General features: G+C 39.8%; 20 protein-coding genes and 1 riboswitch. Of the genes, 12 read left to right on the top strand and 8 right to left on the bottom strand.

The window, feature by feature from the left end:
• The first annotated feature begins 106 nt into the window (after positions 1–106).
• On the top strand, positions 107–1,411 hold the full coding sequence (hemA, locus tag L4F92_RS06255; protein ID WP_250363075.1) for a glutamyl-tRNA reductase: 1,305 nt from the start codon (positions 107–109) through the stop codon (positions 1,409–1,411).
• 47 nt (positions 1,412–1,458) lie between these two features.
• On the opposite strand, the gene L4F92_RS06250 is transcribed toward hemA, so the two are convergent.
• Positions 1,459–1,971, bottom strand: coding sequence for a PepSY-associated TM helix domain-containing protein (locus L4F92_RS06250; RefSeq protein WP_250350171.1), 513 nt, complete (start codon positions 1,969–1,971; stop codon positions 1,459–1,461).
• A 146-nt stretch (positions 1,972–2,117) separates the two neighbouring features.
• Here L4F92_RS06250 and L4F92_RS06245 point away from each other — a divergent pair, with 146 nt between their 5' ends.
• A complete protein-coding gene (locus tag L4F92_RS06245; protein ID WP_250363074.1) occupies positions 2,118–4,232 on the top strand; it encodes a TonB-dependent receptor in 2,115 nt (704 codons plus the stop codon).
• A 42-nt stretch (positions 4,233–4,274) separates the two neighbouring features.
• Here the strand turns inward: L4F92_RS06245 and purU are convergent, their stop codons facing one another.
• The gene (purU, locus tag L4F92_RS06240) at positions 4,275–5,111 is read right to left on the bottom strand and encodes a formyltetrahydrofolate deformylase (RefSeq protein WP_250363073.1); all 837 of its coding nucleotides are present in this window, start codon (positions 5,109–5,111) and stop codon (positions 4,275–4,277) included.
• A gap of 75 nt (positions 5,112–5,186) precedes the next feature.
• The gene (locus tag L4F92_RS06235; protein WP_250363072.1) at positions 5,187–5,591 is read right to left on the bottom strand and encodes an H-NS family histone-like protein; all 405 of its coding nucleotides are present in this window, start codon (positions 5,589–5,591) and stop codon (positions 5,187–5,189) included.
• Between the two features lie 276 nt (positions 5,592–5,867).
• Positions 5,868–6,043: riboswitch (Lysine riboswitch) on the top strand.
• Positions 6,044–6,139: 96 nt separating this feature from the next.
• On the opposite strand from L4F92_RS06235, the gene L4F92_RS06230 reads away from it, so the two are divergent.
• The 3 genes from L4F92_RS06230 to ilvN all read left to right on the top strand — a co-directional run bounded on the left by L4F92_RS06230 (position 6,140) and on the right by ilvN (position 10,139).
• Entirely contained in the window at positions 6,140–7,663 is a 1,524-nt protein-coding gene (locus tag L4F92_RS06230) for a Na+/H+ antiporter NhaC family protein (RefSeq protein ID WP_250363071.1), read from the top strand.
• Between the two features lie 266 nt (positions 7,664–7,929).
• On the top strand, positions 7,930–9,648 hold the full coding sequence (locus L4F92_RS06225) for an acetolactate synthase 3 large subunit (protein ID WP_250363070.1): 1,719 nt from the start codon (positions 7,930–7,932) through the stop codon (positions 9,646–9,648).
• Positions 9,648–10,139, top strand: coding sequence for an acetolactate synthase small subunit (ilvN, locus tag L4F92_RS06220; RefSeq protein ID WP_250350177.1), 492 nt, complete (start codon positions 9,648–9,650; stop codon positions 10,137–10,139). Before L4F92_RS06225 ends, ilvN begins: the two co-directional genes overlap by 1 nt.
• Positions 10,140–10,217: 78 nt before the next feature.
• Here the strand turns inward: ilvN and L4F92_RS06215 are convergent, their stop codons facing one another.
• Together L4F92_RS06215 and L4F92_RS06210 are read right to left on the bottom strand one after the other, a co-directional pair.
• The gene (locus L4F92_RS06215) at positions 10,218–11,168 is read right to left on the bottom strand and encodes a lactate/malate family dehydrogenase (protein ID WP_250350178.1); all 951 of its coding nucleotides are present in this window, start codon (positions 11,166–11,168) and stop codon (positions 10,218–10,220) included.
• A gap of 101 nt (positions 11,169–11,269) precedes the next feature.
• Positions 11,270–12,151, bottom strand: a complete 882-nt coding sequence (locus L4F92_RS06210; RefSeq protein ID WP_250363069.1) for a LysR family transcriptional regulator — start codon at positions 12,149–12,151, stop codon at positions 11,270–11,272.
• 151 nt (positions 12,152–12,302) lie between these two features.
• Between L4F92_RS06210 and L4F92_RS06205 the strand changes: the two genes are divergently transcribed.
• Both L4F92_RS06205 and L4F92_RS06200 read left to right on the top strand, forming a co-directional pair.
• Complete coding sequence (locus tag L4F92_RS06205) at positions 12,303–12,542, top strand: DUF896 domain-containing protein (RefSeq protein ID WP_250363068.1); 240 nt, start codon at positions 12,303–12,305, stop codon at positions 12,540–12,542.
• 69 nt (positions 12,543–12,611) lie between these two features.
• Positions 12,612–13,481, top strand: a complete 870-nt coding sequence (locus L4F92_RS06200; protein ID WP_250363067.1) for a pirin family protein — start codon at positions 12,612–12,614, stop codon at positions 13,479–13,481.
• A gap of 74 nt (positions 13,482–13,555) precedes the next feature.
• On the opposite strand, the gene L4F92_RS06195 is transcribed toward L4F92_RS06200, so the two are convergent.
• Together L4F92_RS06195 and dacB are read right to left on the bottom strand one after the other, a co-directional pair.
• The gene (locus L4F92_RS06195; protein WP_250350184.1) at positions 13,556–14,350 is read right to left on the bottom strand and encodes an MOSC domain-containing protein; all 795 of its coding nucleotides are present in this window, start codon (positions 14,348–14,350) and stop codon (positions 13,556–13,558) included.
• Positions 14,351–14,353: 3 nt separating this feature from the next.
• Positions 14,354–15,796 carry a serine-type D-Ala-D-Ala carboxypeptidase gene (gene dacB / locus L4F92_RS06190; protein WP_250363066.1) on the bottom strand — a complete coding sequence of 481 codons (1,443 nt, stop codon included), beginning with the start codon at positions 15,794–15,796 and terminating at the stop codon, positions 14,354–14,356.
• Positions 15,797–15,985: 189 nt separating this feature from the next.
• Between dacB and greA the strand changes: the two genes are divergently transcribed.
• On the top strand, positions 15,986–16,462 hold the full coding sequence (gene greA, locus L4F92_RS06185) for a transcription elongation factor GreA (RefSeq protein WP_250363065.1): 477 nt from the start codon (positions 15,986–15,988) through the stop codon (positions 16,460–16,462).
• A 32-nt stretch (positions 16,463–16,494) separates the two neighbouring features.
• Here the strand turns inward: greA and yhbY are convergent, their stop codons facing one another.
• Positions 16,495–16,791, bottom strand: a complete 297-nt coding sequence (gene yhbY, locus L4F92_RS06180) for a ribosome assembly RNA-binding protein YhbY (protein ID WP_103852935.1) — start codon at positions 16,789–16,791, stop codon at positions 16,495–16,497.
• A gap of 117 nt (positions 16,792–16,908) precedes the next feature.
• Between yhbY and rlmE the strand changes: the two genes are divergently transcribed.
• The 4 genes from rlmE to L4F92_RS06160 all read left to right on the top strand — a co-directional run bounded on the left by rlmE (position 16,909) and on the right by L4F92_RS06160 (position 21,414).
• The gene (rlmE, locus tag L4F92_RS06175; protein WP_250363064.1) at positions 16,909–17,538 is read left to right on the top strand and encodes a 23S rRNA (uridine(2552)-2'-O)-methyltransferase RlmE; all 630 of its coding nucleotides are present in this window, start codon (positions 16,909–16,911) and stop codon (positions 17,536–17,538) included.
• Positions 17,539–17,630: 92 nt separating this feature from the next.
• On the top strand, positions 17,631–19,538 hold the full coding sequence (ftsH, locus tag L4F92_RS06170) for an ATP-dependent zinc metalloprotease FtsH (RefSeq protein WP_250364566.1): 1,908 nt from the start codon (positions 17,631–17,633) through the stop codon (positions 19,536–19,538).
• A 149-nt stretch (positions 19,539–19,687) separates the two neighbouring features.
• The gene (prmC, locus tag L4F92_RS06165) at positions 19,688–20,596 is read left to right on the top strand and encodes a peptide chain release factor N(5)-glutamine methyltransferase (RefSeq protein WP_265748336.1); all 909 of its coding nucleotides are present in this window, start codon (positions 19,688–19,690) and stop codon (positions 20,594–20,596) included.
• A complete protein-coding gene (locus L4F92_RS06160) occupies positions 20,596–21,414 on the top strand; it encodes a SirB1 family protein (RefSeq protein WP_250350190.1) in 819 nt (272 codons plus the stop codon). Before prmC ends, L4F92_RS06160 begins: the two co-directional genes overlap by 1 nt.
• Positions 21,415–21,429 lie beyond the last annotated feature (15 nt).

Raw genomic sequence — 21,429 nt, 5'->3', positions numbered from 1 at the left:
CCTATTTGCTCAACGGCAAATAATTGCTTAGAATGGGCAAGTTTTTATTTTTCTTTTTTATTTTGTGGGGGCTTGACCGCAAGTGCGGTCAAATTTCAATTAATTTATGACAATTCTTGTTTTAGGCATAAACCATAAAACCGCTTCTATCGCATTGCGTGAGAAAGTCGCCTTTTCTGATGAAAAACGTCAGCAGGCATTGCAACAAATTGAGCAATCGGCCTTAGCAGACAGTGCGGTGATTTTATCCACCTGTAACCGCACAGAAGTGTATTTTCATAACAAAGCCATTTCCCCACAAAATGATGCACAGTGGCAACGCCAATGTATTGATTGGCTTAGCGAAATTCATCAGATCGATAAAGAAGAACTTAGCCATTGCCTTTATGTCAAACAAAACCAATTTGCTACACAACATTTAATGCGTGTGGCGTGCGGGTTAGACTCCCTTGTGTTGGGTGAACCACAAATTTTAGGTCAAGTGAAACAAGCTTATCAGCTGAGTGAAGACTACTATCAACAACATCAGGGGGCGATTTCTGGCCAGTTTTCGCGTTTATTCCAGAAGACCTTTTCAACGGCAAAGCGTGTACGTACGGAAACGCGTATCGGTGAAAATGCCGTGTCTGTGGCATACACCGCTTGCACGTTAGCCCGTCAAATTTTTGATAGCCTACGTCAGCTTAACATTTTGCTTGTGGGGGCAGGGGAAACCATTGAATTGGTCGCCCGTCATCTATTACGTCACGGTGTGAAAAGCCTAACCATTGCCAACCGTACCCTTGCTCGTGCCGAAAAACTGGTGGAAAAACTTGAGTCCACGCAGAAAATCCGTGTGTTAGCGTTAGATGAACTTCAAGTAGGATTAGATCAAGCCGATATTGTGATTAGCTCAACGGGTAGCCCAACGATCTTAATCAGCCAAGCAATGGTACAACAAGCGCAGAAAAAGCGTTGTTATAATCCAATGTTGATTGTGGATATTGCCGTGCCACGTGATGTAGAGGAAAGCGCAGCGGAAGTGGAAAGCGTTTATCATTATACGGTGGATGATCTGCAAAATATCATTCAGCGCAATCTCAGCCAGCGTGAACAAGCTTCTGCCGAGGCTGAGCAAATTATTGATGAAGAAAACCACGCTTTTTTTGAATGGCTCAAGGTGCATCAATTTTCTAATTTAATCCGTCGCTACCGTGAAGAAGCGGAGCAAACTCGCCAAGAAATGCTAGAAAAAGCGTTGAGTGCGTTACAGCAAGGAGAAAGTGCGGAGCAAATTTTGCAAGAATTAAGCTATAAACTCACGAATAAACTCATTCACACACCAACTCAAGCAATGCAAGCAATGGTGAAATCAGGCAACGCGCAAGGCTTACAAGCATTTTCTCAAGAAATCCAAGCAAAACAAAAATAAGGCGAAGCATTGCCTTATTTTGCACCGTACGTTGTTTTCCTGCTTTTTTAATCAGTCAAAATCACAACCAGCGCCATTATTGCCCCGCTCAGAATAAACCATAAGCTACGTTTTAGCATTTTCCTTGAGCCCGGAATAAGCCACAGAGAACTCACACAGAAAAAAAGTAGGGAAATGCCAAAGAGGGTAGTGAGCCAAGAATAGGGATATTGTGAATTGCTTAAGTGTAGACGGTTAAGCTCAGCAAGCCAGCTTGGATATTCCATTGAGTGATATTTTACCTCACCCGTTTCGAGGTGATATTCCCCTTGCTGAAAATAGAACACATCACCTTTTTTTTCAGTTATTGATAAATTTTTTATGCGTAATTTCTGCCCAAGCTGTTGCGCATTGAGTTGAGGGGAAATGGTTTTTTCTATATAGACTGAACGTTTGAAAATGTTGGTATCTCGATAGATTAAAACGATACCAGTAAACGCATAAATCGACATTATCACTAATAATAAAAATCCAAAATAGCGGTGCAAAATCCGCATCCATTTTGCTGTTGTTTTACTCATTTGTATGTTGGCTGGAAGTTAAAGATGCGGTGATTATATAGAAATTTTCTTCACTATGTAAATGAAAATAATTATTATTTATTGAATTAATAATTATTATCAATAAAATAGGTGGCTGTTGTTCAATAGATAAGGAGCTCTAATTTATGAAATCAGCTTGCCCTCTAAGTTTTCCTTTAAAAACCACCGCACTTTTAGTTATAAGTGTTTGTTCTAGCAAGGTGTTATATGCGGAGCAAATCTTTTCATCGACAGAGTATATGGCCGTGTTACCAACGATTGATGTTGTTACCACACAGGAAACTGCCAACACAAAGGGATATGTGGGGTATGAAGAAGCACAGGCAACACGCAATCTTCTTACGATCAAAGAAATGCCACAGACCGTTGATGTGATTAACATTCAGAAAAACAAAAATTATGGAACTAATGATTTGAGTTCTATTTTGGAGGGAAATGCAGGGATTGATGCCACCTATGATATGCGTGGTGAAAATATTTACTTGCGTGGTTTTCAGGCTGATGCGAGTGATATTTATCGTGACGGGATTCGTGAGAGCGGGCAAGTTCGCCGTAGTACTGCTAATATTGAACGGGTTGAGATTTTAAAAGGCCCATCGTCAATTTTATATGGACGTAGTAATGGTGGTGGCGTGATCAATATGGTCAGTAAATTTGCTAATTTTACAACCCGCAGAAATATTGGTGTAACCTATGGTTCTTGGAATAGTCGTAGTTTAAATTTAGATGTGAACCAAAAAATTAACGAAAATGTTGCAGTGCGTTTAACTAGTGAGCTGTCTGCCGCAGAGGCTTATCGCTATGAGGTAAGAAATAAAGGGAGAATGTTTTCCCCAAGCATTAGCCTACAAAGTGATGATGGGCGTCTGCAATGGGTTGGGCAATATACCTACGATTATCAATGGCGTATTCCAGATCGCAATCCGGCTAAATCTGTTTATGATGAAATGGGAATAGGCTATCGAAATAGCTTTTTCCGTGATGGGGATTATGTCGATGATAAATTGCAAGTTTGGCGTTCGGATCTCAAATATTTTATTAATGATCAGTGGCTAGTAAATTGGCAGCTTGCTTATCGTCAAGCAGATCAGGATTTTGATCATTATTTTGCAGGAACTTATTCGGCAACAGATAAAAAATTAAAGCAAAGCTATGCATGGCAAAAAACACGGAATAAAACATTCACCAATAATGTTACCTTTAATGGTGAATTTGATATGGCTAGTCTTAAACATAAACTAACAATTGGGCTAGATTATAGTCAGGAAGAACGCCACCCTATTTTGGCTGTTTTGCGCAATCAAGAAATTGATCCTTTTCTCAGCCGACATCAATGGCCGGCTCGTCAGCACCCAAACGCTACGGTAGATAATCGCCATAAAGCGTATAGTACAGGTATTTTTGTACAGGATTTAATTTTATTAACCGATAACTTAAAAGTGCTACTAGGCGGGCGTTACGATTTTTATCGTTTTAACTCTATAAATATTAAGCAAGAACGCCGTGATACAAAAGGGCATTCTTTCAGCCCGAATGTAGGCGTTGTATGGGAGGTTACACCAGAACATACGCTTTACGCATCGTTTAATCGCAGTTTCTCACCTTATGGAGGGCGTGGTTATTTAGGGATTAGCACGGATCAAAAAGACGTATTTAATGCCTCACCAGAATATAATCAACAATATGAGGTGGGCATTAAGAGCGATTGGTTTGATAAAACCTTAAGTACAACCTTATCTGCTTATCAATTAGAACGCCGTAATATTCGTTATCGTCCTAATAAAGATGTTCTTGATGTTTGGGCTGTGCGTGGAAAAGATCAATCTAAAGGTGTGGAATTAAGCCTATTAGGGCAGCTTGCACCGAAATGGTATATCCGTTCTTCAGTAGGCTGGATGGTAGCAAAAATTAAGGAAGATAAACAGTATCCGCAAAATAACAACCGCACTTTGAATAATACCGGCAATTTCACAAGTAACCTATTTGTGCGTTATGTGCCAACAGAAAAATTCTATTTAGAAACAGGGATAACGCGCTTAGGAAAACGCTATTATTTCAATAACAATAAACAAACTATTTTACCAAGTTTTACTCGTGTTGATGCGATGGTGGGGTATAATTTGAATCCTGTCAATATTACCTTGGCTGTGTCGAATTTATTTAATAAAGCTTATTGGCGTTCCGATGCAATGCCCGGTAATCCGCGTTCTTTTAATTTACGTTTGACTTATACCTTTTAATTAATCAAATCAATGCGGTGCTGATGGCTCACCGCATTATTTTTAGAGAATAATTGTTTTATTTTTATAAACAAAAATCCGATCTTGTAAGGCAAGCTCTAAGGCTTTGGTGAGGACAGTTTTTTCTACATCACGCCCCGCGTGCATCATTGCTTCGGCGCTGTATGTATGATCCACGTTAATGACATTTTGCATAATAATTGGACCTTCATCTAATTCATTATTGATGAAATGCGCGGTTGCACCAATGATTTTTACGCCACGCGCATAAGCTTGATGATAAGGTCTTGCGCCAATAAATGCTGGCAAGAAAGAGTGGTGGATATTAATCACTCGGTTTGGATAACGGGCGACAAATTCAGGGTTTAATACCCGCATATATTTTGCTAACACAATATAATCTGGCGAATATTGATCGATTTTTTCCGCTAATAATTTATCGTGTTCAACGCGTGTTAATCCTTCGTGGCTAATACAATGGAAAGGAATATCAAAACGTTCTACTAAACATTTTAAGTTATCGTGATTGCCAATTACAGCAGTAATTTCAACATCTAAACCACCGTAGTAATTTTTCATTAAAAGATCGCCAAGACAATGGGCTTCTTTGGTCACTAAAATAACAATACGTTTTCTTTTTTTACTTATTAATTGACAATTTGTTCCCGCTGGCAGATTAAAGGTTAAATCGGCAAGCAAGGTTTCATCATTGAAAATACCTTCCAATTCGGTACGCATAAAGAAATGTTTTGTTTCAAAATCCACGAACTCATTGTTATGAATAATGTTGAGTTGATGTTTATAACAAATATTGGTTATTTTTGAAATAAGCCCTTTATCATCAGGGCAATCAGTTAGCAGAATTTTATTTTCTCGCATAATCATAATATTGTATGGGATCAGGTTTTTGAGATGAAAAAAAAGTAAAGCCAATAAGCTTTACTTTTTTATAAATTAAAGTTCAAAATCAGATAATGATTTTCCAGCATCTAAGGCACGTTGAATAACAGAAGGTGTTCTGCCTTGACCCGTCCAAGTTTTTACATTGCCATTCTCGTCAGTATATTGATATTTAGCTGGACGAGTAGGACGTTTTTGACGTACGGCTTTCGGGGTAGCAGTTTGCTCTGTAATTAAATCTTCAGGCGCAATGCCTTTTTCTTTTAAAAATTGATGTACTTCTGCAAGTGCTTTTAGTTTTTCTGCTTCTTGCTGTGCAGCTTGTGCGACTTCTTGGCGTTTTTCTTCAAGAACTGTTTTTACTTTTTCTAAGATTTCTTCTAAATGTTCTACATTTAGATTTTTTGCAACAGCGCGTAAACTACGAATATTTCTTAATGATTTTAATAAATCACTCATTTTACTTCTCCTAAATCATAATATTAAATTAATAAGAACGCCGATATAATAACGAAAATATTATTCTAGGTAAATAGAGAATGTTATTTAATATTGAATGTGCTTTATTTCCTTTATAAAAGTGCGGTATTATTTTTCCAAATTTTTTGTCTCAATTTCATTTTTTTATAACGCAATCCTTTGCGTCGTATTAAGTGAGAGTTCGTGAAAAAGTGATCGCTTTTTTATGGATAATGCTTGCATTTTTTGTTGCTTATTGTAATCTTTGCGAGATCCTACTTATGTAGAGGAGCAACTATTATAAGTATTTTTTCTGAGTGGATAACGATGAGGAAAAAGGAAAGGAATAGTTGCCGAAATCAATTAAAAGTCGTTTTAATTGGTTGGGAACGTTTTCGAAAGAAACGTTACTGTCATAGTCTTTTTTATCACTATGGAGCGCTACTGGTTAGGTTGGGCAATTGTGCCTGCCTTTTTATTTTAAATTTTTACCTTTCTTTAAAATAGTAAACTTCAGTGGTTCTCCCTTATTCTTAGGTAGAACAATAATGGAACTGTTAGATTATTCCACATCAATTTGGTCGGTTGTCCCGCCCCTGTTAGCCTTATTATTGGCGATTTTTACGCGTAAAGTCATTTTATCTTTAAGCATTGGTATCTTAATTGGCTCGTTAATGTTGGCGGATTTCAACATTACAAACGCAGCCATTTATTTAAAGAATACGGTGCAATCTTTAGTGTATGGTGATGATGGGTGGAATTTTGATACCATCAACATCATTTTATTCTTATTACTATTAGGCATTTTAACCGCACTCTTAACGGTGTCAGGCAGTAACCGTGCTTTTGCTGAATGGGCGCAAAAGCGGATTAAAAATCGTCGAGGCGCAAAATTAATGGCCGCCTCCTTGGTGTTTGTTACCTTTATTGACGATTATTTCCATAGCCTTGCGGTGGGCGCGATTGCTCGTCCTGTTACGGATAAATTTAATGTTTCGCGTGCGAAATTGGCTTATATCTTGGATTCCACTGCTGCGCCAATGTGTGTGATTATGCCTGTTTCCAGTTGGGGGGCTTATATCATTACCTTAATTTCTGGCTTGTTGGCGACCTATGCGATTACCGATTACACCCCAATTGGGGCATTTATGGCAATGAGTGCGATGAATTTCTATGCGATTTTCTCCATTTTAATGGTGTTCTTTGTTGCGTATTTTTCCTTTGATATTGGCTCAATGGCAAGACACGAAAAGCTCGCTCTTGAGAGAGTAGAAGAAGAGCAAGATGAGCAAGTGGGGGTAAAAGGCCACGTTCGTAACTTGATCTTACCAATTATTACGTTAATTGGCGCAACAGTATTTATGATGTTGAACACAGGAAATGAAGCCCTTGCCGCAGAAGGAAAACCGTTTTCTTTGTTAGGAGCGTTTGAAAATACCACCGTAGGAATTTCTCTTGTGGTTGGCGGCTGTGCTTCGGTCATTGTTGCGACGCTTTGCATTTTGATTGATCGTCAAGTGAGTGTTGCGGAATACGCAAAATCTTGGGTCGTTGGGGTGAAATCAATGCTTGGTGCGATTTTAATTTTATTCTTCGCTTGGACAATCAACAATGTTGTTGGCGATATGAAAACGGGGACCTATTTATCTAGCCTTGTTTCGGGTAACTTACCTGTCGCAGTGTTGCCCGCATTATTATTCATATTAGGTTCTGTAATGGCATTTTCAACGGGAACAAGTTGGGGAACATTCGGAATTATGTTGCCAATTGCTGCCGCGATTGCTGCAAATGCAGCGCCAGAATTAATGTTGCCTTGCCTTTCAGCCGTAATGGCAGGGGCGGTCTGCGGTGATCACTGTTCGCCTGTTTCGGATACCACAATTTTGTCTTCCACTGGGGCAAAATGTAACCATATGGATCACGTTACGACGCAGTTACCTTATGCTTTAACCCTAGCCGCTGCAACCATTGTGGGCTATCTTGTGGTGGGTTACACCGCATCAGGGATCTTTGGCTTTATTGCGACAGCAATCACCTTGGTAGCATTAATCTTCTTATTTAAAAGACGTTAAAATGTGATTTTGATCACAAAATAAGAAATAAAATTTTATTTCGTCTATTTTATAAAATGCGGCATATTGTCGCATTTTTTTATTTTTTATTGGGTTTTGTTTTATAAAATGTTGTGATTTTGGAATTTTTGGTGTTTTATTCTTCTCTGTTTCTGCTTATCCACTAAAATCTTGCTAGACAAGCTAGCCTCAATCCGTTACAAATAATCATCGTTAATGAAAAACAGAAGTGCGGTGGAAATTCCGTAAATTTTTGCGAGGTAACAATGAAGAAATTATCAGGTGCGGAAATGGTTGTGCAATCCTTGCGTGATCAGGGCGTAAAATTTGTGTTTGGCTACCCCGGTGGCTCGGTGTTAGATATTTATGATGCCATTCACACGCTAGGTGGCATTGAGCATATTTTGGTTCGTCACGAACAAGCCGCTGTACATATGGCAGACGGCTATGCACGTTCCACAGGGGAAGTGGGGTGCGTGTTAGTAACATCAGGCCCGGGCGCAACCAATGCGATTACGGGCATTGCAACCGCGTATATGGATTCAGTGCCTTTGGTGGTGATCTCAGGACAAGTGATGTCAGGTTTGATCGGGAGTGATGCTTTCCAAGAATGCGATATGGTTGGGATCTCGCGCCCTGTGGTGAAACATAGTTTTTTAGTTAAACGTGCAGAAGATTTGCCTGAAATTATTAAAAAAGCCTTTTATATTGCTTCCACCGGTCGCCCCGGTCCTGTGGTGATTGATTTACCGAAAGATGTGGTAAACCCTGCAAATAAATATACTTATACTTATCCGCAAGAAATTCACTTGCGTTCTTATAATCCTACGGTACAAGGGCATAAAGGGCAGATTAAAAAAGCCTTGAAAGCCTTACTCGTTGCAAAAAAACCAGTGCTTTTCCTTGGTGGCGGAGCGATCACCGCAAATTGCAGTGAACAAATTACTCAATTTGCTAAACAGTTGAATTTGCCGGTTACCTCTTCTTTAATGGGATTAGGCGCATTTCCAAGTACAGATAAACAATTCTTAGGTATGCTAGGAATGCACGGTACATACGAAGCGAATAATGCGATGCATCACAGTGATTTGATTTTTGCTATTGGTGTACGTTTTGATGACCGTACCACCAATAATCTGGCGAAATATTGCCCGAATGCAAAAGTTGTGCATATTGACATTGATCCAACGTCTATTTCTAAAAATGTTCCCGCCGCGATTCCCATTGTAGGCAGTGCAGAAAATGTATTACAAGAAATATTAGCCTTATTGGAAGAAGATAATTTAGCGAAATCTCAAGCCGATCTAACTGATTGGTGGAAACAAATTGATGAGTGGAAAGCGGTGAAGTGCTTAGATTTTGATCGTCATAGTGGCGTGATTAAACCACAGCAAGTGATTGAAACCGTCTATCGCTTAACTAAGGGGGAGGCTTATGTGGCGTCTGATGTGGGACAACACCAAATGTTTGCCGCCCTGCATTATCCTTTTGATGAACCTCGTCATTGGATCAACTCTGGTGGGCTTGGCACAATGGGCTTTGGCTTACCTGCGGCATTAGGCGTGAAATTGGCTCATCCAGAAGCAACGGTGGTTTGCGTAACCGGAGATGGCAGTATTCAAATGAATATTCAAGAGCTTTCCACCGCACAACAATATGGCATTCCAGTGGTAATTATCAGCCTAAACAACCGCTTTTTAGGTATGGTGAAACAATGGCAAGATTTAATTTATTCAGGTCGCCATTCACAATCTTATATGAACTCGTTGCCTGATTTCGTGAAGTTGGCAGAATCTTACGGACACGTCGGTATCCAGATTGATCAGCCTGAGGAATTGGAAGAGAAATTGACACAAGCCTTTGCCATTAAAGATAAATTAGTGTTTGTTGATATTAAAATCGATGAAACCGAACACGTTTATCCAATGCAAGTGCGTGGTGGCGCAATGAACGAAATGATTTTAACCAAACCGGAGAAAGCCTAATGCGTAGAATTTTATCAGTATTATTAGAAAATGAATCGGGGGCGTTATCCCGCGTGGTTGGCTTGTTTTCTCAACGAGCCTTTAATATTGAAAGTTTGACGGTTGCACCTACTGATGATCCCACCCTTTCTCGTATGACCATTGAGGCTTACGGCGATGAGCAAGTGCTGGAGCAAATTGAAAAGCAACTGCATAAATTGGTGGACGTGTTTAAAGTGATAAGCCTAAGTGATTGCGAACACGTTGAGCGTGAAGTAATGTTGGTGAAAGTGCGTGCGCAAGGCAGTTCCCGTGATGAGTTAAAACGTTTAGCGGAAATCTTCCGTGGACAAATTGTGGACGTTACCACCAAATCTTACACCATTCAACTTGTGGGAACGAAAGATAAACTTGATGCTTTCGTGAAAGCATTAAAAGAAGAAAGCGCATTGATTGAAATTGTTCGCTCGGGGTTGATTAGCCTGTCTCGCGGCGAGAAAAATTGCTTATAGGAAACCTAGTAAAAAGCAACAAAAAGAAAGTGCGGTGGTTTTTTCCGCACTTTTTTGATCAATCCTCTTGATCTATCATTAACAATTCAACCCTGTGCTTTCAGCCACTTTTTCGACCACTTGGCGTAAAGCGTTGGCACATTGGTGAAGTTGCTCAAGTTCATTGGCAGGAAGTTTGTATTTCAAAATGTGTTCTACGCCGTTATTACTAATAACCATCGGCACATTGATCACCACATCCTGTAAACCGTATTCACCATTGAGCATCGTGCCAACGGGCAACACAGAATATTCATTAATACTAATCGCTCGAATAATACGGAACACGCTAGCAGCAATGGCGTGGTTGGTGTTGAGTTTTAAACTGAATACCTCCAAACCAATGGCTTTGGTTGCGTTGAGCAGTTCTTGAGGGTCGAGCATTGGCACATCATTTTGCTGACAAAAATCATCAATTTTTTGCCCAGCAATATTCACGATACTCCAAGGAATAAAACTATTTGCACCGTGTTCCCCCATTACATAACCGAACACGTTTTTCGGATCGATTTTGACTTTATCAGCAATAATTTTCATCATTCGCGCCGTATCCACTACACAACCAGCACTAATCACACGGTGTGCGGGGAAGTTGGTGTTACGAATAATAAAATGGGTCAGAATATCACAGGGATTGGTCACCACAATGAGAATCGCGTTTGGGGTATAGTGTTCTAATTGGCGGGCAATATCCACGGCGATTTTGGCATTAATATGACCGATTTCTAAGCGATCTTGTCCCACTTTAATTTGCGCACCTGCCGTGATCACCACCACATCGCTATCACGCGTGTCTTCATATTCTCCCGCAATAATTTTGGTATTTTTCGCGAAAGTTAACGCACTGGTATGGCTGAAATCCAATTGTTCGCCACGGGTACGTTCTTTATTCAGATCAACCAAGACCACTTCTTGGCATTCACCCATTGTAAGAAGATAATTACAAATGCCTACGCCCACTGCGCCTGCGCCAATAATTGAAACTTTCATTGTGTTTTCCTGTATTTATTATGTGTTAGGTTGTTTTCAAAAAGGCGTTAATCTTACTTTATCTCTTTCTCTTGCTCAATGGTTGAATAAAAAGTGCGGTATTATTTTTGCCAATTTTTTGCGATTTTGCTTAAAAAATTAACAAATGTTCGCACTGTTGGCGCAAGCCCGCGATTTTTATAATAAATTGCATATAAAGGCGCTGATTCGAGTTGCCAATCAGGTAATAACTTTTGCCAATTGGGTTGAATTAAATCGGGCAATTCAGGCAACAGGGCAATACCGTAGTCATCTTCCACTAATTGGGCTAATACCGCCGCATCATTGGCTTGCAAAGCTTTTTTCACTTGTATCAATTCCCGTTGATTGCCTTGCTTGAACAGCCAATTTTTGCCATCACTTTTATGCAGCAGGCGATGGCTTTTCAATTCTTGTGGTGTTTGAGGGACGCCATTTTTACTTAAATAATTTGGCGAGGCATAAATTCCAGAAGAAATATCAAAAAGATGCTTTGCTACCACGTCATCAAGGTCAAGATCCCCAATGCGTAAGGCAATATCCACCCCTTCTTGCAATAAATTAGCACGGCGATTTTCCATTGTAATGTTCAGCTCAACATCAGGGTGTTGCTGTAAATAGTGTGATAAATGTGGGGTGAGCCAATAACGTAAAATCTCACTGGAAACCGAAATGCGTAGTAAACCACGAGGCGTGGCTAAACAATTTGCTACAGAATTTACCGCACTTTCGGCAGCTTCCACGGCGAGTAAGGCGTGTTGGTAAAAATGTTCACCAAGATCATTTAATCGTACCCCATTGCGATTGCGATCAAGCAGCTTGCTACCGAGCTGATTTTCTAACTCCGTTAAACGACGGCTTAAACGCGATTTTGGCACATTTAATTGTTCAGCAGCTTGGGTCAAGCTACCAGATTGGATCACGCTCACAAAAAAGCGCATATCATTGAGATCAATTTGTTGCATAAATAGAACCTTTGGTTTTATTTTTGATTATTGTTTGATGTATGGAACAAGTATAAACTACGCCACAAGAAATAAGCAAACATTTAGAGGCTATTGATAACTCACATATAAAATGAATTATTAACAGCTTCTAGCAACAAGGAGAAAGAAAATGCGTATTTTAGAATTAGATAGAATTAACGAATTAGCCCGTAAAGCAAAAATTACCGCACTTTCTGAAGCTGAATTAAATGAGCGTAGTGCGTTACGGCAACGTTATTTAGCTGCAATCCGTGGACAATTGATCAATATTTTATCCACTGTCAGTGTGGTTGATCCAGAAGGCAATGATGTTACCCCAACTAAATTGCGTGAAGCGCAACGTAATGGAATGCAAGTAGCGACTTATTAATGAACTCACCGCCCTGAATATTCAGGGCATCACAGAAAACAGAATTTATCAAATTTAGGAGAAAAAATTATGCGTACAGTAAATCGAGTTTATACCGCACCACAAAAACACTGGGTTGGCGATGGTTTTTATGTGTCACCATTATTCTCACATAGCCAACAAGACAAAGTCACTAGCCCATTTTTAATGCTAGATTATGCAATGCCAATGGAATTTAAACCTCATAACGGCGCGCCAAGAGGCGTAGGCGCACATCCACACGCAGGATTTGAAACCGTTACGATTGCGTTGCAAGGTGAAGTAGAACACCGCGATAGCGATGGCAACGGTGGCGTGATTGGAGCAGGTGATGTGCAATGGATGACCGCAGGAAATGGGATTGTTCACCAAGAGTTTCATAGCGAAAATTTCAGCCGAACAGGCGGAACTTTTGAAATGTTACAACTTTGGGTAAATTTGCCAGCGAAAGATAAAAATGCCCCAGCAGGCTATCAAAGCATTAAAGCGGCAGATATTCCAACTTATCACTTTGCTGATAATGCGGGTACAGCACGCATTATTGCAGGGGAGCTGGATGGTGTAAAAGGGCCTGCCCGTACCTTTACCGAGTTAAATATGTGGGAAATGGACATTAATGCGAACCACAGCGTAACCATTAATGTACCAGAAAGCCACCATTTAATGCTGGTAGCATTGCGTGGAACGGCGCTGATTAATGATAGCGATCGTGCTGCACCAACCGAATTGGTGATTTTCAATCACGAAAGCGGTGAAGTCAAAATCACCGCAGGTGAGGAAAACATCAAAATGGTTTTACTCAGTGGCGTACCAATTAATGAACCAATTGCCGCCTATGGTCCGTTTGTAATGAACACCCGCGAAGAATTAATCGAAAAATTCAACGCGTTTAACAAAGGCGAGTTTGGTAATATTCATTAATCTTCAATAATTTAATAAGTGCGGTGGTTTTAAGAGAAATTTCTCTAAAAACCACCGCACTTTTTTATTTCAATTTATTTCAATGCCAAAATGTTCACTTGATCATTCACGCGAATAACGCCAGTATTTAATGGAATTAAATTAATACCGAAAAGTGGTGCGCCTTGTTCGTTGCGGTTAAGTTTTTTCAGTGTGCGGAAAGGTTCCATTTTAGGATCTGTTTGGTTGGTAATTGGGTTGCGTGTGGTAAGCACACAGCGTTCGCAAGGTTTACTGTGTAAGAATTTGACTTCACCAATTTGAATTTCAGCCCATTGTTGTTCTTCAAAGGGGATGATGCCATCAATGATTACATTTGGGCGGAATTGAAGGGGTAAAATTGGGCTTGGGCAAGCTTGTTGTAAGGCATTAAATGAGGCGGTAGTCGTGAGTAAAAGTGGGTAGCCGTCTGCAAAAGAGAGCGGTTGATCGGGGTAGCGTTTGATTGTGCGTTGCGTGTGTTCGCCTGTCCAGCGCAGTTGCACAGCACGACCGATTTTTTCGCTAAACCATTGATTAATTTCTTGTGGTGCAAGTAACGAGTTAAATTCATTCCCCCACACTTCACAGGCTTGGCTTTGTTGAAAATCCGTATATTGAACTTGAATTGCTGAACCGTCTTTATGCTGAATATATAAGCCAAGCGGTGTCGGCAACGCGTGGAAATGATAAAGTTCCGCCTCTTTGCGTGCGGTGATAAAGGTGCCATCTAGTTCGGTAAGCATAAAGGTGCGGTCAAAATTAAGCCCTTGCGGTTGAACTACCGCTTGTGCCACTTCATAGCTTTGTGTTGATTTGATGGGGTATAGGTAAATATGCTGTAATTTCATTGTCTAATCCTCATAAAGTTGGCTGTATAGGGCATTTTCAAAACGCACTAAGGGTGCGCGTTTCGTTTTATTTTCCAGATCGCCCGTGGAATAGCCGTTGATAAATTGTACGAATGCAATCCGTTGTCCTTTGCTATTTTGCATAAAGCCAGCCAGATTATAAACCCCTTTTAATGCGCCTGTTTTAGCCGAAATATTTTGCGCCAGAGGTGGGGCAATCATTGAACCACGTCCGCTTAGTGTGCCATCTACCCCGGCAATGGGAAAGCTGTCTAATAAATGCAATTGTGCCTCGTTATTTGCAATATATTCAAGGGCTTGCAGCATAATATTGGCAGAGATTAGGTTGTGACGAGAAAGCCCTGAGCCATCGGCGATAATACTATTATCAAATTTTATGCCTGCGTTAGTTTGCAAAATTTGGCGCATTGCTTTGGCGGAAAGTTGAAATGAAGCGGGACGTTTGTAATAGTGATAACCAATAGTGCGAAATAGAGCATCGGCAATTTGGTTGTCCGATTTTTTCATCATTTTTTTGATCAGCTCAGGCAATGGTTTAGAAAAATGTTGCGCTAAAATTTGTCCTTGCTGGGTTGTGTGAGGTTGTTGGATGTTGCCGTTAAACGAAATGCCAAGGCGGTTTAATTGGTGTTGAATAATTGCCGCGGCATAAGCATTAGGATCTTGCACGGCAAAACTGAGTGCAAAAGGTTTGGCTTGATGCGCTAAGCAGCCTTTAATTTGATAGCGATTATTATCGTGTAGTATCGCATCAAGCTGACAATAAGGTGCTTCTTCTTTGCTTGCGACACGAACTTGTCCAAATACTTGAACGGGATATTGTGCAGGCACGTTGAATTTCACCAATTCGCCCGTAGGTAGGTTAGCGTCAAGATCTACATAAAAACAGTTGTGATTGATGTTCACAGCGGCTGGTGGTGAATTAAAGCACATTGATAAGTCGTTCCAAATCCAACCTAAGCCACGGTCGTGTCCAGTAAATACCGCGGTATCTAAAATGAGATCCCCTTTGATGCGTTGAATACCTTGTTGCTTTAATTGGGCAAGCAGCTGATAGAGTTGATCGCTGGTTAAATCAGGGTCACCAGTGAATTTAATGATTAAGTTACCTTGTAACTCACCATTTTCAATATTGCCGTCTCGTAATAAACTCGTTTCAAAATGAAATTCATCGCCAAGGCTCAGTTTGGCAGCGAGTGCAGTAAATACTTTTTGTGTACTTGCAGGAAGCATAAAGGTTTGTGGATTAAGTGCGGTGAGAATTTCTTGCGTTTTTAAGTTTTTCGCTACGAACGAAAGGCTTGTTCCTGTAGGAAGTTGTGTACGAAGTTCTTCAATGTCCACTTTAGCGGCGCTCAGTGAGGGGTGTAAAACGAAGGAAATTCCTAATGCAAAAGTCCATAATTTTGATGATAATTTGTACATAAATAATCGCGATGGTTGCTATTTTTTTTCAGAAACACAATAATAGTGCTGGATCTCGCGAGAGTAAAATTATTTCTCGCATAAATGATGTAATAATGCGATTTGCATTAAAATTATTTTTTGAGCTACGGCAAAGTATTGCTTTGCCGTGGTTTTATTTTTGACTAAAAAAGGAATAAGGATTTAGCAATGCAACAAATTCCAATGACTGTACGCGGTGCAGCACAATTAAGAGAAGAATTGGACTTTTTAAAAAATACTCGCCGTCCCGAAATCATTAAAGCCATTGCAGAAGCGCGTGAACACGGTGATTTAAAAGAAAATGCGGAATATCACGCGGCACGCGAGCAACAAGGTTTTTGTGAAGGGCGTATTCAAGAAATTGAAGCAAAGTTGGCGAATAGTCAAATCATTGATGTAACCAAAATGCCAAATAACGGCAAAGTTATCTTTGGTGCAACGGTCGTGTTAGTGAATGTGAATACTGAGGAAGAAGTAACCTATCAAATCGTGGGGGACGATGAAGCGGATATTAAACAAGGCTTGATTTCAGTAAATTCACCGATTGCTCGTGGCTTAATTGGCAAAGAAGTGGACGATAGCGTAACCATTACCACTCCCGGTGGAACGGTTGAATTTGATATTATTGAAGTGGAATATAAATGAAAAAGAGGGCGTTTTAATACGCCCCATTTTACTTATTTTTTAGGTAAGGAAATTTTATGTTCTTCGCTTGGGCGATAAAGCACAAGGATATGACCGATAGTTTGCACCGCAGCAGCTTGCGTTTCTCTGACAATCGCATCGATAATAAGTTGTTTGGTTTCGCGATCAGCCCCTGCAATTTTCACTTTAATTAATTCGTGATGATTGAGGGCATTGTCAATTTCAGCGATAACCCCTTCGGTTAAGCCATTTCCACCTAGCATAACGACAGGGCTTAAGTGGTGTGCAAGCCCTTTTAAAAATTGTTTTTGTTTTGTTGATAACTGCATTAATTTAATCCTATGTTTATAAAGTGCGGTGTTTTTTATGGAGAAATTCCTAATACCACCTTGAACTGGGAAATTTTAACCTTATATTGACGAAACTACCACAAAAATTAAGAAATTATGGGAAAGAAAAAACGTTCAGCAAGTTCAACGCGTTGGTTAAATGAGCATTTTAAAGATCCATTTGTCCAAAAGGCACATAAGCAGAAGTTGCGTTCGCGAGCTTATTTTAAGCTTGATGAAATTCAACAAACAGACCGTCTTTTTAAGCACGGAATGACCATCGTGGATTTAGGTGCCGCTCCCGGAGGGTGGTCTCAGTATGTGGTGAGTCAAATTGGCGGTAAAGGTCGAGTCATTGCTTGTGATATTTTAGAGATGGATCCTATTGTAGGGGTTGATTTCTTGCAAGGGGATTTTCGTGAAGAGAATGTGCTTAATGCCTTGCTTGAACGAGTTGGCGAAGCAAAAGTAGATGTAGTGATGTCTGATATGGCACCTAATTTTAGCGGTATGCCATCAGTAGATATTCCGCGTGCAATGTATTTAGTCGAGCTAGCTTTAGATATGTGCAAACAAGTATTGGCACATAAAGGCAGTTTCGTTGTAAAGGTTTTCCAAGGTGAGGGCTTTGATGAATACTTAAAAGAGATTCGTTCTCTTTTCAGCGTTGTTAAAGTACGTAAACCTGAAGCATCTCGTGGGCGTTCTCGCGAGGTGTATATTGTGGCAACGGGTTACAAATATTAACTATAAATTCAATAACTTCTCATTTTGGAATGAATGTAGTAATCTTGTAACAAATTATTAACTTAGAAAAACGAGGTCAAACCTTGAAAGATATGGTCAAAAACTTAGTCCTATGGATTGTTATTGCAGTCGTTATGATGTCTGCATATCAGGGCTTTAGCGGTGGTTCAAGCAGTAATATGACTGATTACACCACATTTATTACTGATGTAGGCAATGATCAAGTTCGTCAAGTGAGATTTGATGATAATGAATTGCAGGTTACCAAATCAGATGGTTCCAAATATTCAACAGTAATGCCAATTTATGATGATAAATTACTCAATGATTTATTAAATAAAAAGGTAAAAGTAGAAGGAACATTGCCAGAAAAACGTGGCTTTTTAGCACAAATTTTGATTTCTTGGTTCCCAATGCTACTGCTTGTTGGCGTGTGGTTCTTCTTTATGCGACAAATGCAAGGTGGTGGCGGTAAAGCAATGAGCTTTGGAAAAAGCCGTGCCAAAATGCTGACAAAAGAGCAAATTAAAACCACCTTTGCCGATGTTGCAGGTTGCGATGAAGCCAAAGAAGAAGTGGGCGAAATTGTTGATTTCTTGCGTGATCCAAGTAAATTCCAAAAGTTAGGCGGTAAAATTCCAAAAGGGATTTTAATGGTTGGCCCACCGGGAACAGGTAAAACCTTATTAGCTAAAGCCATTGCCGGTGAAGCGAAAGTACCATTTTTTACTATTTCAGGTTCTGACTTCGTAGAAATGTTTGTGGGGGTAGGGGCTTCTCGTGTGCGTGATATGTTTGAGCAAGCGAAGAAAAATGCACCTTGCCTGATCTTTATTGATGAAATTGATGCCGTAGGTCGCCAACGTGGTGCTGGGCTTGGTGGCGGACACGATGAGCGTGAGCAAACCCTTAACCAAATGTTAGTGGAAATGGATGGGTTTGAAGGCAATGAAGGGGTGATTGTAATCGCCGCAACCAACCGTCCTGATGTGCTTGATCCCGCTTTAACTCGCCCGGGGCGTTTTGACCGCCAAGTAGTGGTGGGCTTGCCAGATGTTTTAGGGCGTGAGCAAATCTTAAAAGTGCATATGCGTAAAGTACCCGTTGCCCCAGATGTGAATGCAATGACGCTCGCACGTGGTACACCAGGTTATTCAGGTGCAGACTTGGCGAACCTTGTTAATGAAGCCGCATTATTTGCTGCCCGAATGAACAAGCCATTGGTTTCAATGCTTGAGTTTGAAAAAGCAAAAGACAAAATCAATATGGGGCCAGAACGTCGCACAATGATTATGACCGATAAGCAGAAAGAATCGACTGCTTATCACGAAGCAGGACACGCCATTGTAGGCTATCTTGTACCAGAACACGATCCCGTGCATAAAGTGACCATTATTCCACGTGGACGTGCTTTAGGGGTAACCTTCTTTTTACCAGAAGGAGATCAAGTCAGTATTAGCCAGAAACAGTTAGAAAGTAAACTTTCAACCCTTTATGCAGGACGTTTGGCGGAAGAGTTAATTTACGGCGAAGAAAATATTTCTACTGGCGCATCGAATGACATTAAAGTTGCCACGAATATTGCGCGTAATATGGTAACCCAATGGGGCTTTTCCGATAAATTAGGGCCTATTCTTTATTCTGAAGATGAAGGTGAAGTGTTCTTAGGGCGTTCAATGGCAAAAGCAAAACATATGTCAGATGAAACGGCACATGTTATTGATGAAGAGGTTCGAGCTATTGTTACGCGTAACTACGAGCGTGCAAGACAGTTATTAATTGACAATATGGATATTTTACACGCAATGAAAGATGCGTTAGTAAAATATGAGACCATTGAAGAAGAACAGATTAAACAGCTGATGAATCGTGAGCCAGTTACCCCACCTTCAGGTTGGAGTGACAGCGGTAAAGCTAGTTCAGAAAAAAATGCTGAACAAACTGCACCTACACAAAATCAAAGTGCGGTGGAAAATTCAGACAAATCTGAGCATAACTAACCACTTAATCCTATTAAAGGACTGATTTTTATAAGAAATCAGTCCTTTCTTTTTTCTTTTTTAAGCTTTAACATAAAGTAAATTCAAATAATAAATTCAATTTATTTTTTATTTTAATTTACTGTATCAATGAGATTGAGAATAACCGAATGAATTATGCAGATTGGCTCGTTTGGGCAGAAACGCAACTGATGGGGAATAAAAAGATAGATCCTTTTATCAACCCCAAGGTGGATGCTAACCTATTATTACAATTTGTCACAGGGCGTTCTCGTTCCTCTCTTTTAGCCTTTTCCGAAACCATACTTTCAGCACAAGAATTAGCGCAGCTTGAAAAACTATTGCAACGCCGTGTAAGTTGTGAGCCAATGGCTTATATTCTTGGTCAGCAGCCTTTTTGGACGCTTGATCTAAGGGTCTCTGAAGATACGCTTATTCCAAGAGCAGATACGGAAATTTTAGTAGAAAATGCCTTAATTTGTGCGGAAGAACGTATTTCATCAGCTCAGTTTGGAGAAGAACTGAAAATATTAGATTTAGGCACAGGTACAGGGGCAATTGCAATAGCGCTTGCACAAGAATTGCGATCTAGATCGAAAAAATCATTTAAAGTTTCGGTTGTGGGTGTTGATCTGATTGATAATGCGGTAAACTTAGCGCAAGACAATGCAAAACGTAATGATGTTGATAATATTCTTTTTTATCAAAGCAATTGGTTTGAAAATTTACAAGATCAGCGTTTTGACATCATTGTAAGTAATCCGCCTTATATTGATAAAGATGATCCGCATTTGCAGTTGGGCGATGTGCGATTCGAGCCATTAACTGCTTTAGTCGCTAAAGAACAGGGGTATGCAGATTTACGGCACATTATCATTAATGCACCAACGCATCTAAAACCACAAGGCTGGTTGTTATTGGAACACGGTTGGCAGCAAGGAGAAAAAGTGCGGTCTTTTTTTCAAAAGAATTTGTGGCATAACGTTATTTCTCGTAAGGATTATCACCAACACGAACGTATAACATTAGCTCAATTAAATACAAGAGGGAATGATTGATGAATACAAATCGCAATGCAATTTATAATGAAATGCTTAATTTTTATGTGCTTACAGGGAATGATGGGCAACGCGAGCTAGGAAATATTCATTCAATTATGAATGGTTTTTTAACTCAAGCAAGAGAAACCATTGAGCAGGAGAAAGACGATGAAGCAAAAATTAGAAAGTTGATCGATTTAATTTATGTTGATTGGGGCTTTTTGATTGATTCTAATAATTCTTTTGATCATTCTAATTATTATCTACCCGATGTTTTAACAAATCGCCGTGGGGTTGCTATCTCTGTCGGTGGTATTTTATTGTATCTTGCTGAAAAATTAGCCTTACCGATTTATGCAATGGAATTTCCTGTCAATATTATGCTTAAAGCGGATGTTAATGGAAAACATCTTTATTTTGATCCTTGGACAGGAAGAGAATCTTCAGAAAAATATATTGAATATATTTGTAAGCTTCATTATGGTGATGATGTGGAATTTTCTGTCCCCCTATTCGGTGAGCAAGATGAAGAAGAATTAGAATTTCGTTATGGGCAATTAGCGAAAAATTCCTTAATGCGAGAAAGTCGATACGAACCAGCATTGACTTACGTTGAGAACGTATTGGAACGTTATCCAGATACCTTAGATGAAATTCGGGATCGTGGTATTTTAAAAATGCAACTTGGGCGTCTTTCAGAGGCATTGAAAGATCTTAAAGAATTTGTTGAAAAAAGACCAGATGATTCTTTCTCAATAATGTTTAAAGAACAATTACCGCTAATTGAGAAAGATATTGAAGCGCAAGAAAAAGCAGCAAAAGAATTAATTCACTAAATTTATATATTAGAG

The sequence above is a fragment of the Avibacterium sp. 21-595 genome, from assembly GCF_023611905.1.
Taxonomy (GTDB): domain Bacteria; phylum Pseudomonadota; class Gammaproteobacteria; order Enterobacterales; family Pasteurellaceae; genus Avibacterium.
This window is presented reverse-complemented; position numbering and strand designations above follow the sequence as displayed.